Here is a 14,544-nt window from a genome sequence, read left to right on the forward strand (position 1 = left end):
CGGCGTCGATGAAAACGGTTCTCTGCTACGGTGACTCGCTGACCTGGGGCTACAGCGCCGAAGGTCCGTCGCGCCATGCCCTGGCCGATCGCTGGCCAAGCGTGCTGCAGGCCGAGCTCGGCGATGGCGTGCATGTCGTCGCCGAAGGGCTGAATGGCCGCACCACGGCGTTTGACGACCATGTCGCCGGCGCCGACCGCAATGGCGCACGCCTGTTGCCGACGATCCTGACCAGCCACGCGCCGCTCGACCTGGTGATCTTCATGCTCGGTTCGAATGACATGAAGCCCTGGGTGCACGGCAATGCGCTGGCCGCCAAGCAGGGCATGCAGCGGCTGATCGATATCGTGCGCGGAAACGATTATCCGCTCGACTGTCCGGCGCCGCAGATTCTCGTAGTCGCGCCGCCTGCCGTCAGCGCGACCGACAATGCCGAGTTCAGCGAGATGTTCGCCGGCGGCGACACCGTCTCGAAGCGGCTGGCCCCATTCTACGCCGCGCTTGCCGACGAAAATGGCTGCGCCTTCTTCGATGCCGGAACGGTGGCCGCAACCACGCCGCTCGACGGCGTGCATCTCGATGCGGAAAACACCCGCAATCTTGGCAGGGCTCTGGCGCCGGTGGCGCGCCAGCTGCTCGGCCTGTAGTTCAAGGAGAATGTCAGTGGCCAATTCCTACGATGTCATCGTGATCGGTTCCGGCCCCGGCGGCTACATCGCGGCGATCCGCGCCGCACAGCTCGGCCTCAAGACGGCGATCGTCGAACGCGAGCATCTGGCCGGCATCTGCTCCAACTGGGGCTGCATCCCGACCAAGGCGCTGCTGCGCTCGGCCGAGGTGATGCACCTGGCCTCGCACGCCAAGAATTACGGCCTCGCCATCGAGGGCAAGATCAGCGCCGACGTCAAGGCAGTGGTCGACCGTTCGCGCGGCATCGCGCAGCGCATGAATGCCGGCGTCGGCTTCCTGATGAAGAAGAACAAGGTCGACGTCATCTGGGGCGAGGCCAAGCTCAGCAAGGCTTCGACCGGGGCTCAGCCGGGCGAGATCGTCGTCGGCAAGTCCTCGAAGAAGCCGATGGAGCCGCAGGCGCCGCTGCCCAAGAACACGCTGGGCGAGGGCACCTACACGGCCAAGCACATCATCGTCGCGACCGGCGCGCGGCCGCGCGCATTGCCCGGCATCGAGCCGGACGGCAAGCTGATCTGGACCTATTTCGAGGCGATGGTGCCGCCGCAGATGCCGAAGTCGCTGCTCGTCATGGGTTCGGGCGCAATCGGCATCGAGTTCGCTTCCTTCTACCGCACCATGGGCGTTGATGTGACCGTGGTCGAGGTGATGCCGGCGGTCATGCCGGTCGAGGACGCCGAGATTTCCGCCTTCGCCAAGAAGCAGTTCGAGCGGCAGGGCATGAAGATCCTGCTCGAGGCCAAGGTGACGAAGGTCGAGAAGGGCAAGGATTCCATCACCGCCCATGTCGAACTGAAGGACGGCAACGTCGAGAAGATCACCGCTGACCGGATGATTTCGGCCGTCGGCGTGCAGGGTAATATCGAGAATATCGGCCTCGAGGCGCTCGGCGTGAAGACCGACCGCGGCTGCATCGTCATCGACGGCTACGGCAAGACCAACGTGCCGGGCATCTACGCCATCGGCGACGTCGCCGGCCCGCCCATGCTGGCGCACAAGGCCGAGCACGAGGCAGTGGTTTGTGTCGAAAAGCTCGCCGGCCTGCCGAACGTCCATCCGATGGACAGGCTGATGATCCCCGGCTGCACCTACTGCAACCCGCAGGTCGCCTCCGTCGGGCTGACCGAGGCAAAGGCAAAGGAAGCGGGCAAGGACATCCGTGTCGGCCACTTCCCTTTCGTTGCCAATGGCAAGGCCATCGCGCTCGGCGAGGACCAGGGCATGGTCAAGACCATCTTCGACAAGAAGACGGGCCAGCTTCTTGGCGCCCACATGGTCGGTGCCGAAGTGACCGAACTGATCCAGGGTTTTGTCGTCGCCATGAACCTCGAGACCACCGAGGAAGAGCTGATGCACTCGATCTTCCCGCATCCGACGCTGTCGGAGACGATGAAGGAAAGCGTGCTCGACGCCTATGGCCGCGCGCTGAACGCATAGCAGCAAGGCGCTCGCGCGCCTGTTGGCGGCAGGGCTTTTGACCTATATGCGGGTGACACGGACCGAAGGAGCCAGTTGATGGAACCAAGCGTCGGAATCATGAGCATGCCGGGCGTCGGCTTTTTCGGCATGCTGCTGATCGGCTTCATCGCCGGCTATGTCGCCGAACGGACGATGAACCGCGAGCATGGGTTCCTGACCAACATCCTGGTCGGCATTGCAGGCTCCTTTGTGGGTGGTGCCTTGGCCAGCGTGCTCGATATCCACTACCAGGGCTTCTTCGGAAACCTTATCGTCGCGATTGCCGGCGCGGTGCTGATCCTGTGGCTCTTCGGCCGCGCCAAGGCAAAGGGAGTGAACTGACAGGCATGGTAACGGTTCTCGATACGATCGCCACGGCACCACGGCTGCGCCACCCGGAAAAGGCTCACCGGCCCGACCAGGACGTGTTGCGCAAGCCGGACTGGATTCGCGTCAAGGCGCCGACCTCGAAGGGCTACGCCGAGACCCGCGCCATCGTGAAGTCGCACAACCTTGTCACCGTCTGCGAGGAGGCCGGCTGCCCCAACATCGGCGAGTGCTGGGACAAGAAGCACGCCACCTTCATGATCATGGGCGAGATCTGCACGCGCGCCTGCGCCTTCTGCAACGTCTCGACCGGCATCCCGACGCCGCTGGACCCGGACGAACCCGCCCGCGTCGCCGATGCCGTCAAGCAGATGGGTCTGCACCATGTCGTCATCACCTCGGTCGACCGCGACGATCTCGCCGATGGCGGCGCGGAGCATTTCGCCCAGGTGATCCGCGCGATCCGCGCCGCGACGCCTGCGACCACCATCGAGATCCTGACGCCCGACTTCCTGCGCAAGGATGGCGCGCTGGAGGTTGTCGTCGCCGCCAGGCCCGACGTCTTCAACCACAATCTCGAGACCGTGCCGTCCAACTACCTGACGGTGCGCCCGGGTGCCCGATACTTCCACTCCATCCGGCTGCTGCAGCGGGTGAAGGAGCTCGATCCGACGATCTTCACGAAGTCCGGCATCATGGTCGGGCTCGGCGAGGAGCGAAACGAGATCCTGCAGCTGATGGATGACCTGCGTTCGGCCAATGTCGACTTCATGACCATCGGCCAGTATCTGCAGCCGACCAAGAAGCATCATCCGGTCAAGAAGTTCGTCACGCCGGACGAGTTCAAGTCCTACGAGACCGTCGGCCGGACCAAGGGCTTCCTGCTCGTCGCCTCGAGCCCGCTGACGCGGTCCTCGCACCATGCCGGCGACGATTTCGCCCGGCTGCGCGCGGCGCGTGAGGCGCAGCTCGCCAGGACGGCGTAACCGCCCGCCGATGCCCAAATACGAGACAACGCGATCGGTCGCACACGGGCCGATGAAGATGTTCGATCTCGTCGCCGACGTCGAGAAGTACCCGCAGTTCCTGCCGCTCTGCAAGGCGCTGACAGTGCGCTCGCGCAAGGAACGCGACGGCGACACGATCCTCGTGGCCGACATGACCGTCGGCTACAAGGCGATCCTCGAAACCTTTACCAGCCAGGTCTATCTCAAGCCGGACGAGCAGGTGATCGAGGTGAAGTATCTCGACGGGCCGTTCCGCTACCTCAACAATGTGTGGCGCTTCGAGCCGGACGGAGACGGCGGAACGCTGGTAAGGTTTTTCATCGACTACGAATTCAAGAGCCGCATACTCGGCGCCCTAATGGGGTCGATGTTCGACCGCGCCTTTCGCATGTTCGCCGAGGCTTTCGAGAAGAGGGCGGACGAAATCTACGGCAAGCCAGAATCGGTCAAGTCAGTTGGATAACCGCGCTGCCGAACCCGACGGCTACCGGTTGGCCGTCGGCACACCGGATATCGAGACCTATAGGCGGTTGCGCAGCATTTCGGGTTTGAGCGAGAAGACGCTCGAGGCTGCCGCCAGCGGCCTGCCCAACACGCTTTATGCGGTGACAGTCGTCTGGAGGGATGGCGCCGTAGGCATGGGGCGGATTGTCGGCGACGGTGGGTGTTTCTACCAGATCACAGACATCGCGGTCGACCCGGTCCATCAGGGCAGGGGATTGGGCAAGCAGATCATGGAGGCACTCGTCGCTCACCTGCGCGCCACCGCGCCCAAGACTGCCTATGTCAGCCTGATCGCCGACGGCCCGGCGCGACACCTCTATGAGAAATTTGGTTTCGAGCCAACGGCGCCCGCCTCGATCGGCATGGCCCTGCAGCTTTAGACTTCGGGCCTCATTCGAGCTCCCGCAGCCCCATCTCCAACGCGTGCTTCGCCGTCTCGCGGCGGATGTGGTCGCGGCCGAGATTCTGGAAGACGCGCTTTTCCGTGGCCGTGGGCCTGCCTGTCATTGCCAGGCCGAACCACACCAGCCCGACCGGCTTTTCCTCCGACCCGCCATCCGGACCGGCAATGCCGGTAACCGCGATCGTGATTCCGGCGCGCGAGTGCTCGAGCGCGCCGTCGGCCATCTCTGCCGCGGTTTCCTGCGAGACCGCGCCATGCGCTTCCAGCGTGTCGGCCGATACGCCGAGCATCTCCATCTTGGCCTCGTTCGAATAGGTGACGAAGCCGCGGTCGACCATCGACGAGGAGCCGGGAATGTCGGTAAGCCATGAGATGATCATGCCGCCGGTGCAGGACTCGGCCGTCGCGACGAGGATCTTGCGCCGCGCGCAGGCCTGCAGGAAGCGGTCGGACAGTTCGGCCATGCCGGTCATTCGGGTACCTCGCCAGGGAAAACGACGCTCGCGGTGGCAATCGCCGCGATGCCTTCCTCTCGTCCTATGAAACCCAGACGCTCGTTTGTGGTTGCCTTGATCGAGATGCGATCGGGCGAAATTTTCAGCATGGCGGCCATGGCCGCGGCCATCGCCTCGCGATGCGGGCCGATTTTCGGCGCCTCGCAGATCAGCGTTATGTCGGCATTGGCGATGCGGCCGCCATGCCGGCGAACGATCGCCGCGGCATGTTCGACAAAGATGCGGGAGGCCGCGCCCTTCCATTGCGGGTCCGACGGCGGAAAATGCGTGCCGATGTCGCCCGCGCCGCAGGTGGCAAGCAGCGCATCGGTCAGCGCATGCAGGCCGACGTCGGCGTCGGAATGGCCGTCGAGGCCGCTCGAATGCGCGATCTCGATGCCGCAGAGCGTGACATGGTCGCCGGGGCCGCTCGCGTGAACGTCGTAGCCGTTGCCGGTCCGCACGTCCGGGAATGTCGCGCGCTGGCTTGTCAGCCGCTGGTTGGCCATGGCGATATCCTGTGCCCAGGTGAGCTTGACATTGTGTGGCGAGCCGGTGACCAGCATCACCGGGATGCGCGCCCATTCTGCGATCGCGGCATCGTCGGTGAAATCGAGCCGGCCGGCCGTATAGGCCTTTTCGTGTGCGGCCAGGATCGGCCAGTAGGGAAAGCCCTGCGGGGTCTGCGCCGCGTGCAGGCCGGCGCGCGGGATGGTTTCGGCAACCGTGCCTTCCGTGCTTTCCCGCTTCAGCGTCTCGGCCAGCGGCATTGCCGGCAGCGCACCCTGCCTCTCGCCGACCGCCGCGATGGTGCGGTCGATCAGATCGTCGTCGACGAAGGGCCTGACGGCATCATGGATCAGCACGACCTCGGGCGGCGCCTCACGCAGCGAACGCAGTGCAAGCAGCGTCGATTCCTGACGGGTGGCGCCGCCATGCACGAAACTGACCCGCTCGCTCTCGCCGGCTGCCTGCTTGAAAAGCGCCTCGTCGTCGCGGTGAATGGCCACCGCGATCCGGTCGACGAGAGGATGGGCGAGGAAGGCTTCGATCGTGTGGGCGATGACGGGCTTGCCGGCAAGCAGGCGGTATTGTTTCGGCCCGTCGGCGATGCCTGCGCGCTCGCCTCGGCCGGCGGCAACGAGAACCACGACGGCTTTCGGCGAGGTGTTTTCAGGCGCGTCTGTCATGTGCTGACGAATAGTCGCGGCGCCGTCCGAAAACCAGCACATTCCCGAAAGCGTCACAATTTCACGGCAGAGGGACGTTGCGCGCCCATACGAAACTGTCTAAGGAATAGGCACCAAAATAAGGTGCATCGTTTTTGTGCATGATTGATCGTGTAAACCTCGCCGACGCGCTCGACCTGGGCGGCATCGTGATCCGCAACCGGGTCTTTCTCGCGCCCATGTCTGGTGTGACCGATGAGCCGTTTCGCCTGCGCGCCCATGCGCATGGTGCCGGCCTCGTCGTGTCCGAAATGGTCGCCAGCGGCGAACTGGCCAAGGGGCGTGCGAGTTCGAGCAGACGTGTACGCCATTCCGGTCTGCCGGTCCACATGGTGCAGCTGGCCGGTCGTGAGGCCGCGCACATGGCCGAGGCGGCGCGCGTGGCGGCGGGCGAAGGTGCCGACATCATCGACATCAACATGGGCTGCCCTGCCAAGAAGGTGACGGGCGGCTATTCAGGCTCCGCGCTGATGCGCGACCTCGACCACGCGCTGACGTTGATCGACGCCGTCGTCGGCGCCGTCGAGGTCCCGGTAACGGTCAAGATGCGGCTCGGCTGGGACGAAAGCGCCCTCAACGCACCGACGCTGGCGCGCCGTGCCGAGCAGGCCGGCGTGAGGATGGTGACGATCCACGGACGCACGCGCTGCCAGTTCTACAAGGGCCGGGCGGACTGGCGCGCCATCGCCCGGGTCAAGGCGGCGGTCTCCATTCCCGTCGTCGCCAATGGCGACGTCGCCACTGCGGCGGATGCGGCGGAGATCCTCGCCCAGTCGGGCGCCGACGCCGTGATGGTCGGCCGCGCCAGCTATGGCGCACCCTGGGCGCCTGGCGCGATCGTTGCCGGGCTGAGCGGCGGTTCCGCGCCCGGCGCGCCGACGGATGCCGCAGCGATGGCCGACTATGTCGTGGCTCATTACCAGGACATGCTGTCGCTCTACGGCGTCGAGTCCGGGCTGCGCCAGGCGCGCAAGCACCTTGGCTGGTACATCGACGGCCATGCGCCGTCCGCAACGCAGCAGATGCGCGCCGGCGTCATGACCGCGACGGACCCGGCGCAGACGATCCGCGCCTTGCGCGACTGTTTCGATGCATCGGCGGCAAATACTGCGACGAGGGCAGCAGCATGAGTGTCACCGCCTCCGCCGACATCGACGATGCCGACGCCGCCCAGATCGTGCTCAACACGATCCGCCGGCCGGTCATCATGGTCGGGCCCGACGGGCGCATCACCTTCGCCAATGCTGACGCCGAGGATTTTTTCCGCTCCAGCGCCTCCGTGCTGGCGCGCAAGACCCTGGCGCATTTCGTGCCGTTCGGCAGCCCGATCCTGATCCTCGTCGACCAGGTTCGCGAGCGCCTGTCGCCGGTCAACGAATACCGCGTCGACATTTCCTCGCCGCGCATCGGCATCGAGAAGGTCGTAGACCTCTACGCCGCGCCGGTGCCGGAGCTGCCGGGCTCGGTGGTCATCATGTTCCAGGAACGCTCGATGGCCGACAAGATCGACCGCCAGATGACGCATCGCAGTGCCGCGCGTTCGGTGACGGGCCTCGCGGCCATGTTGGCGCACGAGATCAAGAACCCGCTGTCGGGAATCCGCGGCGCGGCGCAGTTGCTGGAGACGGCGGTGTCCGACGAGGACCGCGCGCTGACCCGGCTGATCACCGAGGAAACCGACCGTATCGTCTCGCTGGTCGATCGCATGGAGATCTTCTCCGACGAGCGACCGATCGACCGCTACCCGGTCAACATCCATGTCGTGCTCGACCACGTGAAGGCCATCGCAAGGAACGGTTTTGCAAGCCGGATCAAGATCTTGGAGGATTATGATCCATCATTGCCTTCGGTCTATGCCAACCGCGACCAGCTGATCCAGGTGTTCCTGAACCTGGTCAAGAACGCCGCCGAGTCGACCGGCAACAATTCGAGCGCCGAGATCACCCTGTCGACAGCCTTCCGGCCGGGCATCCGCGTGTCCGTGCCCGGAACGCAGGATCGCGTCTCGCTGCCGCTGGAATTCTGCGTTCGCGACAATGGTCCGGGCGTGTCCGAGGATATCCTGCCGATCCTGTTCGATCCCTTCGTGACCACCAAGCCCAACGGCTCCGGGCTCGGCCTGGCGCTCGTCGCCAAGATCGTCGGTGAGCATGGCGGCATCATCGAGTGCGATTCCACGCCGCGCGGCACCACCTTCCGGGTGCTGATGCCGGCCTGGAAGGGAATGTCGGCAGCGCCTGCCGAAGACGTTGAAGGAAATCCAGCATGACGGTTCAGGGCAGCATTCTTGTAGCCGATGACGATGCCGCGATCAGGACCGTGCTCAACCAGGCTCTGTCGCGGGTCGGCCACGAGGTGCGCGTCACCTCGAATGCCGCGACGCTGTGGCGCTGGGTCGTCGCCGGCGAGGGCGATCTTGTCATCACCGACGTCGTGATGCCCGACGAGAACGCCTTCGACATGCTGCCGCGCATCAAGAAGGCGAGGCCCGACTTGCCGGTTATCGTCATGAGCGCCCAGAATACCTTCATGACCGCCATCCGCGCCTCCGAAACCGGCGCCTACGAGTATCTGCCCAAGCCCTTTGACCTCAACGAACTGCTGGCCATCGTCAACCGCGCCCTGTCGGAGCCGCGCCGGTCCAAGCAGGAAGCGCGAGCCGAGGACCAGACCGAGGCAATGCCGCTCGTCGGCCGCTCGGCGGCGATGCAGGACATCTACCGCATGCTCGCTCGCATGATGCAGACCGACCTGACGGTGATGATCAGCGGCGAGTCCGGCACCGGCAAGGAGCTCGTCGCCCGGGCCCTGCACGAATACGGCCGCCGCCGCAGCGGTCCCTTCGTGGCCATCAACATGGCCGCCATCCCGCGCGACCTGATCGAATCCGAACTTTTCGGCCACGAGAAGGGCGCCTTCACCGGCGCCCAGAACCGCTCCACCGGCCGCTTCGAACAGGCCGAGGGCGGAACGCTGTTCCTCGACGAGATCGGCGACATGCCGATGGAGGCGCAGACGCGCCTGCTGCGCGTGCTGCAGCAGGGCGAATACACCACCGTCGGCGGCCGCACGCCGATCAAGACCGACGTCCGGATCGTCGCCGCGACCAACAAGGACCTGCGCACGCTGATCAACCAGGGATTGTTCCGCGAGGACCTTTTCTACCGGCTGAACGTGGTGCCGCTCAGGCTGCCGGGTCTGCGCGAACGCGCCGAGGACGTGCCCGATCTGGTGCGCCACTTCTTCAAGCTCGGCGAGGAGGAGGGGCTGCAGACCAAGCGCATCTCCAGCGGCGGGATCGAGCTGATGAAGCGCTATCCCTGGCCGGGCAACGTCCGCGAACTGGAAAACCTGGTGCGCCGGCTGGCTGCGCTCTACCCGCAGGACGAGATCTCGGCCGAGATCATCGAGGCCGAGCTGAAGACCGGAGAACAGGAAGAGGCGCCCGGCGGCGCCATGGTCCCGGACAACCTGACCATCGGTCAGGCTACGGAACACTTCCTGCAGCGCTACTTTTCGAGCTTTGGCGGCGAGATGCCGCCGCCCGGCCTCTACCAGCGAATCATCGCCGAGGTGGAATACCCGCTGGTTCTCGCCTCCATGACGGCCACGCGCGGCAACCAGATCAAGGCGGCGGAACTTCTCGGCCTGAACCGCAACACGCTGCGCAAGAAAATCCGCGACCTCGGTGTCAACGTCTACCGAGCCTCGAAGCCCGTCTGACCGCTGGTCCGGCGGCTCCGGGCCGGTGTTGCTTCACGCTTTCGTGTGCCGAAAATCCTCCAGCAAATCGCACTGGTAGGACCAGCCTTGTTGCATAATCGCCACAATGCGTTGCATAGGTTGAGTGCAAAGGACAGGCACACCAGCACACCATGGCAGTTCAGTCACCCGTAGCATCAGACCCGCATTTCGAAAGTGCGGCCGCCGCCGACGGCCGCCGGTTGCTGGCCATGCCGGGCGTCGTCGCCGTGGTCGGAGCTCTGCTAACCGCCGCTGTTTCCTTCGCCATCCTCGTCGGCGTCACGCCGATCACGCCGGACGAGGCGACGACCCTGTCGCTCATCGCCATCAACGCCGCCTTCGTGCTGTTCCTGTCCTGGCTGATCGGCAGGGAAGTCTACCGCATCGCCAAGGCGCGGCGTCGCGGCAAGGCCGCGTCGCGACTGCATGTGCGCATCGTCGCCATGTTCTCGCTGGTTGCCGTGCTGCCGGCCATCCTAGTCGCCGTGATCGCCTCGATCACGCTCGACATCGGCCTCGACCGCTGGTTCGAGATCCGCACCAAGACGATCATCAATTCCTCGCTGTCGATCGCCGAGGCCTATGTGCGCGAGAACGCCCGCAACCTGCAGGGCACGACCCTCTCGATGGCCAACGACCTCGACAACGCCCGCACCCTCTACGGCCTCGACAGGACCGGCTTTCGCGAGTTCATGAGCAAGCAGGCCGTCGGCCGTGCGCTGGCGCATGCCGCACTGATCCGCAATGACGGCTCCTTCGTCATGGCCGCGCACACGCGCTCCGATTTCGAGATGCCGCCGCCGCCGCCCGAATCGGTCAAGCAGGCGACGACCGGCCAGCCCGTGCTGATCGAACCGCGCACCAGCAACGTCGTCGGTGCGATCATCAAGCTGCGCCAGTACGACGACACCTATCTCTACACCATCCGCCTGGTCGATCCCGAGGTCATCCGGGCCCGCCAGATCGTCACCCTCAATACCGCCGAGTACCGCGGCCTGGAGGCGAACCGGCGCACCACGCAGATCGCCTTCGGCCTGCTCTATCTCGGATTGACCCTGATCATCGTGCTCGCCGCCATCTGGACGGGCATCACGGTGGCCGATCGCCTGGTCCGGCCGATCCGCCAGCTCATCGGCGCGGCCGACGAGGTGGCGACCGGCAATCTCGACGTCTCGGTTCCCGTCCGCGCCACCGACGGCGACGTCGCTTCGCTTGGCGACACCTTCAACAAGATGCTGCTGGAGCTGAAGGCGCAGCGCAACGAAATCCTGCACGCCAAGGACCTCGTGGACGAACGGCGCCGCTTCTCCGAGGCCGTGCTTGCCGGCGTCACGGCCGGCGTCATCGGCGTCGATTCCTACGGCATCATCTCGATCGTCAACCGCTCCGCCGAGACCATGCTTGCGATTTCGGCGCAAGCCTCGCTGGGCGAGAACATCTCCGCCATCCTGCCGCATGTCGGGCGTGTCTTCGAGATCGGTCGACAGTCGGGCAGGGCAGTCTATCGAGAACAGGTCACCTTCTACCGGGCAGGCGCCGAGCGCACATTCAACGTGCAGGTGACCGTCGAGGGCGGCGACAGCCAGACCGACGAAAAATCCTACGTCGTCACGATCGACGACATTACCGACCTGGTACAGGCGCAGCGCTCCACCGCCTGGGCAGATGTCGCGCGGCGCATCGCACACGAGATCAAGAACCCGCTGACGCCGATCCAGCTTTCGGCAGAACGCATCCGCCGCCGCTACGGCAAGGTCATCACCGAGGATCGCGAGGTGTTCGACCAGTGCACCGACACGATCATCCGGCAGGTCGAGGACATCGGTCGCATGGTCGACGAGTTTTCCGCCTTCGCGCGCATGCCGAAACCCGAGATGAAGATGGTCGACATCCGCGAGGCGATGCGCGAGGCCTCATTCCTGGTCGAGGTCGGACATTCCGACATCGCCTTCGAGCGGGACTTTGCCGACAAGCCGTTGACGGGCACGTTCGACAGCCGGCTGATGTCCCAGGCCTTCGGCAACATCATCAAGAACGCGGCCGAGGCGATCGAGACCGTCGGCAAGGATGTCGGCGACGCGGGCGTGATCCGCATCCGCGCGACGCAGGAAGACGGCATGATCCGCGTCGACGTGATCGACAATGGCAAGGGCCTGCCGCGCGAGAACAGGCAGCGGCTGCTCGAGCCCTATATGACGACCCGCGAGAAGGGCACCGGCCTCGGCCTCGCAATCGTCAAGAAGATCGCCGAGGACCATGGCGGTCGTTTGGAACTTCACGACGCCCCCGAGGATTTCCATGGCGGTCGGGGCGCCATGATCAGCATATTCCTTCCAGCATCCGACGGCAGCGGCACGGCCGACGGCGGGAAGGCGGAATCAGTTGAAAGCGAGAAGGTAACCGATGGCGTCTGACATTCTGATCGTCGACGACGAGGAAGATATCCGTGAACTGGTGGCAGGGCTCCTGAGCGACGAGGGGCACGAAACCCGCACTGCCCATGACAGCGACAGCGCACTGGCGGCGATCGCCGACCGGGTGCCCCGCCTGGTGTTTCTCGACATCTGGCTTCAGGGTTCGCGGCTCGACGGCCTGGCACTCCTTGACCAGATCAAGACGCTGCACCCGGGCCTGCCGGTGGTGATGATTTCCGGTCATGGCAACATCGAGACAGCTGTCTCGGCGATCCGCCGCGGCGCCTACGACTTCATCGAAAAGCCATTCAAGGCCGACCGCCTGATTCTGATCGCGGAACGGGCACTCGAGACGTCGAAGCTGAAGAAGGAGGTTTCGGACCTCAAGCTGCGCAGCGGCGAGACATTCGACCTGATCGGCATGTCGTCGGCCATGAGCCAGCTGCGCCAGACCATCGAGCGCGTTGCGCCGACCAACAGCCGCATCATGATCCTGGGACCGTCCGGTTCCGGCAAGGAACTGGCCGCACGCGCCATCCATGCCCTGTCGTCACGCAAGAGCAGTCCCTTCATCACCGTCAATTCGGCGACGATCACGCCAGAGCGCATGGAGATCGAGCTGTTCGGCACCGAATCGAATGGCGGCGAACGCAAGGTCGGAGCGCTCGAGGAGGCGCATCGTGGCATTCTCTACCTCGACGAGGTGGCCGACATGCCGCGCGAGACGCAGGCCAAGATCCTGCGCGTTCTCGTCGACCAGCAGTTCGAGCGCGTCGGTGGCACCAAGCGCGTCAAGGTCGACGTGCGCATCATCGCCTCGACGGCGCACAATCTCGAGGCGATGATCGCCGACGGACGCTTCCGCGAGGACCTCTATCACCGTCTGGCGGTCGTGCCGGTCGTGGTCCCGGGGCTCGCCGAACGCCGCGAGGACATCCCCTATCTCGTCGATCACTTCATGAAGCAGGTGGCCCGCCAGGCCGGCATCAAGCCGCGCCGCATTGGCGACGACGCGCTTGCCGTCCTGCAGGCGCACAACTGGCCGGGCAATGTGCGCCAGCTGCGCAACAACATCGAGCGGCTGATGATCCTGGTGCGCGGAGACGACGTCGAGGCGCCGATCACCGCCGACCTGCTGCCGGCCGAGATCGGCGACATGATGCCGCGCGCGCCCAGCCAGTCCGACCAGCACATCATGGCGCTGCCGCTGCGCGAGGCACGCGAGATGTTCGAGAAGGAGTATCTGATCGCCCAGATCAACCGGTTCGGCGGCAACATCTCTCGCACCGCCGAGTTCATCGGCATGGAGCGGTCCGCCTTGCACCGCAAGCTCAAATCGCTCGGCGTGTGATGGCGGGCGTGGGCGGAATCGCCTAAGAACGCACGAGCTCCGAACAGTCGAGAACGCCATGCCGCGCATTGCCTATGTCAACGGACGTTATGTCGCCCACGCCGATGCCTGCGTCCACATCGAGGACAGGGGTTACCAGTTCGCTGACGGCGTCTACGAGGTCTGCGAGGTAGCCAGGGGCTACATCGTCGACATGAAGCGCCACCTCGACCGGCTCGACCGTTCGCTCGGGGAACTGCAGATCGCCTGGCCGATGGCGCGCGCGGCATTCCAGATCGTCATTCGCGAGGTCGTCCGGCGCAACCGTGTCGTCAACGGCCTGGTCTACATGCAGGTCACGCGCGGCGTTGCGGGCCGCGACTTCCTGTTTCCGGCAAACACCAGGCCGGCAGTGGTCGTGACGGCCAAGAAGGTCGATCCGACGCAGGGCTTAAAGCGCGCCGAGGAGGGCATCCGGGTCGTCACCGTGCCGGAAAACCGCTGGGATCGCGTGGACATCAAGTCGGTCGGCCTGCTGCCGAACGTGCTCGCCAAGGAGAAGGCCAAGGCCGCCGGGGCCCAGGAAGCCTGGTTCGTGGACACCGACGGCAACGTCAAGGAAGGCGGATCGTCGAATGCCTGGATCGTCACCAAGGACGGCGCGCTGGTCACGCGTCCTGCGGAGCACGGCATCCTGCGTGGCATCACGCGCACCACGCTGTTCGATGTCGCGGCCAAGCTCGGGCTGAAAATAGAGGAGCGCTACTTCTCGGTGTCGGAGGCCAGGGAAGCCCGCGAAGCTTTCATCAGCTCGGCAACCACCATCGCCATGCCGGTGGTCGCCATCGATGGCACGCCGATCGCCAATGGTCACCCTGGATCTGTCACCTTATCCCTTCGGCAGGCGTTTTTTGACATTGCGGAAAAAAGCCCTGCCTGATACC

14 protein-coding genes are annotated in these 14,544 nt (G+C 65.0%); 12 read left to right on the forward strand and 2 right to left on the reverse strand.

The features are described 5' to 3' along the window. Positions 1–8: 8 nt before the first annotated feature. From ACT2BZ_RS19055 to ACT2BZ_RS19080, 6 genes are all read left to right on the forward strand, one after another. Positions 9–647, forward strand: a complete 639-nt coding sequence (locus tag ACT2BZ_RS19055; RefSeq protein WP_457936861.1) for an SGNH/GDSL hydrolase family protein — start codon at positions 9–11, stop codon at positions 645–647. 16 nt (positions 648–663) lie between these two features. Next, complete coding sequence (gene lpdA / locus ACT2BZ_RS19060) at positions 664–2,127, forward strand: dihydrolipoyl dehydrogenase (protein WP_457936862.1); 1,464 nt, start codon at positions 664–666, stop codon at positions 2,125–2,127. Positions 2,128–2,205: 78 nt separating this feature from the next. Further along, positions 2,206–2,490, forward strand: coding sequence for a GlsB/YeaQ/YmgE family stress response membrane protein (locus tag ACT2BZ_RS19065; protein WP_457936863.1), 285 nt, complete (start codon positions 2,206–2,208; stop codon positions 2,488–2,490). Positions 2,491–2,495: 5 nt separating this feature from the next. After that, on the forward strand, positions 2,496–3,461 hold the full coding sequence (gene lipA / locus ACT2BZ_RS19070; protein WP_457936864.1) for a lipoyl synthase: 966 nt from the start codon (positions 2,496–2,498) through the stop codon (positions 3,459–3,461). Between the two features lie 10 nt (positions 3,462–3,471). Beyond that, positions 3,472–3,945, forward strand: coding sequence for a type II toxin-antitoxin system RatA family toxin (locus tag ACT2BZ_RS19075; RefSeq protein WP_457936866.1), 474 nt, complete (start codon positions 3,472–3,474; stop codon positions 3,943–3,945). Next, a complete protein-coding gene (locus ACT2BZ_RS19080; RefSeq protein ID WP_457936868.1) occupies positions 3,938–4,366 on the forward strand; it encodes a GNAT family N-acetyltransferase in 429 nt (142 codons plus the stop codon). The genes ACT2BZ_RS19075 and ACT2BZ_RS19080 overlap by 8 nt, the downstream gene beginning before the upstream one ends. 10 nt (positions 4,367–4,376) lie before the next feature. Here ACT2BZ_RS19080 and ACT2BZ_RS19085 read toward each other — a convergent pair whose 3' ends face one another. Next, entirely contained in the window at positions 4,377–4,862 is a 486-nt protein-coding gene (locus ACT2BZ_RS19085) for a CinA family protein (protein WP_457936870.1), read from the reverse strand. Continuing rightward, positions 4,859–6,073, reverse strand: coding sequence for a bifunctional 2-C-methyl-D-erythritol 4-phosphate cytidylyltransferase/2-C-methyl-D-erythritol 2,4-cyclodiphosphate synthase (locus tag ACT2BZ_RS19090; protein ID WP_457936872.1), 1,215 nt, complete (start codon positions 6,071–6,073; stop codon positions 4,859–4,861). Before ACT2BZ_RS19090 ends, ACT2BZ_RS19085 begins: the two co-directional genes overlap by 4 nt. Positions 6,074–6,213: 140 nt before the next feature. Here ACT2BZ_RS19090 and dusB point away from each other — a divergent pair, with 140 nt between their 5' ends. The 6 genes from dusB (at position 6,214) to ACT2BZ_RS19120 (ending at position 14,540) form a co-directional block, all read left to right on the forward strand. Beyond that, the gene (dusB, locus tag ACT2BZ_RS19095; RefSeq protein ID WP_457936874.1) at positions 6,214–7,242 is read left to right on the forward strand and encodes a tRNA dihydrouridine synthase DusB; all 1,029 of its coding nucleotides are present in this window, start codon (positions 6,214–6,216) and stop codon (positions 7,240–7,242) included. Then, complete coding sequence (locus ACT2BZ_RS19100) at positions 7,239–8,381, forward strand: two-component system sensor histidine kinase NtrB (RefSeq protein WP_457936876.1); 1,143 nt, start codon at positions 7,239–7,241, stop codon at positions 8,379–8,381. Before dusB ends, ACT2BZ_RS19100 begins: the two co-directional genes overlap by 4 nt. Continuing rightward, on the forward strand, positions 8,378–9,835 hold the full coding sequence (ntrC, locus tag ACT2BZ_RS19105; protein ID WP_457936877.1) for a nitrogen regulation protein NR(I): 1,458 nt from the start codon (positions 8,378–8,380) through the stop codon (positions 9,833–9,835). Before ACT2BZ_RS19100 ends, ntrC begins: the two co-directional genes overlap by 4 nt. Positions 9,836–9,987: 152 nt before the next feature. Next, positions 9,988–12,270 (forward strand): ATP-binding protein, encoded by a 2,283-nt coding sequence (locus ACT2BZ_RS19110; RefSeq protein ID WP_457936878.1) that lies wholly within the window; start codon positions 9,988–9,990, stop codon positions 12,268–12,270. After that, positions 12,260–13,621, forward strand: coding sequence for a nitrogen assimilation response regulator NtrX (gene ntrX / locus ACT2BZ_RS19115; RefSeq protein ID WP_457936879.1), 1,362 nt, complete (start codon positions 12,260–12,262; stop codon positions 13,619–13,621). The genes ACT2BZ_RS19110 and ntrX overlap by 11 nt, the downstream gene beginning before the upstream one ends. Positions 13,622–13,679: 58 nt before the next feature. Then, complete coding sequence (locus tag ACT2BZ_RS19120; RefSeq protein ID WP_457936880.1) at positions 13,680–14,540, forward strand: D-amino-acid transaminase; 861 nt, start codon at positions 13,680–13,682, stop codon at positions 14,538–14,540. The last annotated feature ends 4 nt before the right edge of the window (positions 14,541–14,544 follow it).

Source organism: Mesorhizobium sp. 10J20-29 (assembly GCF_054130485.1).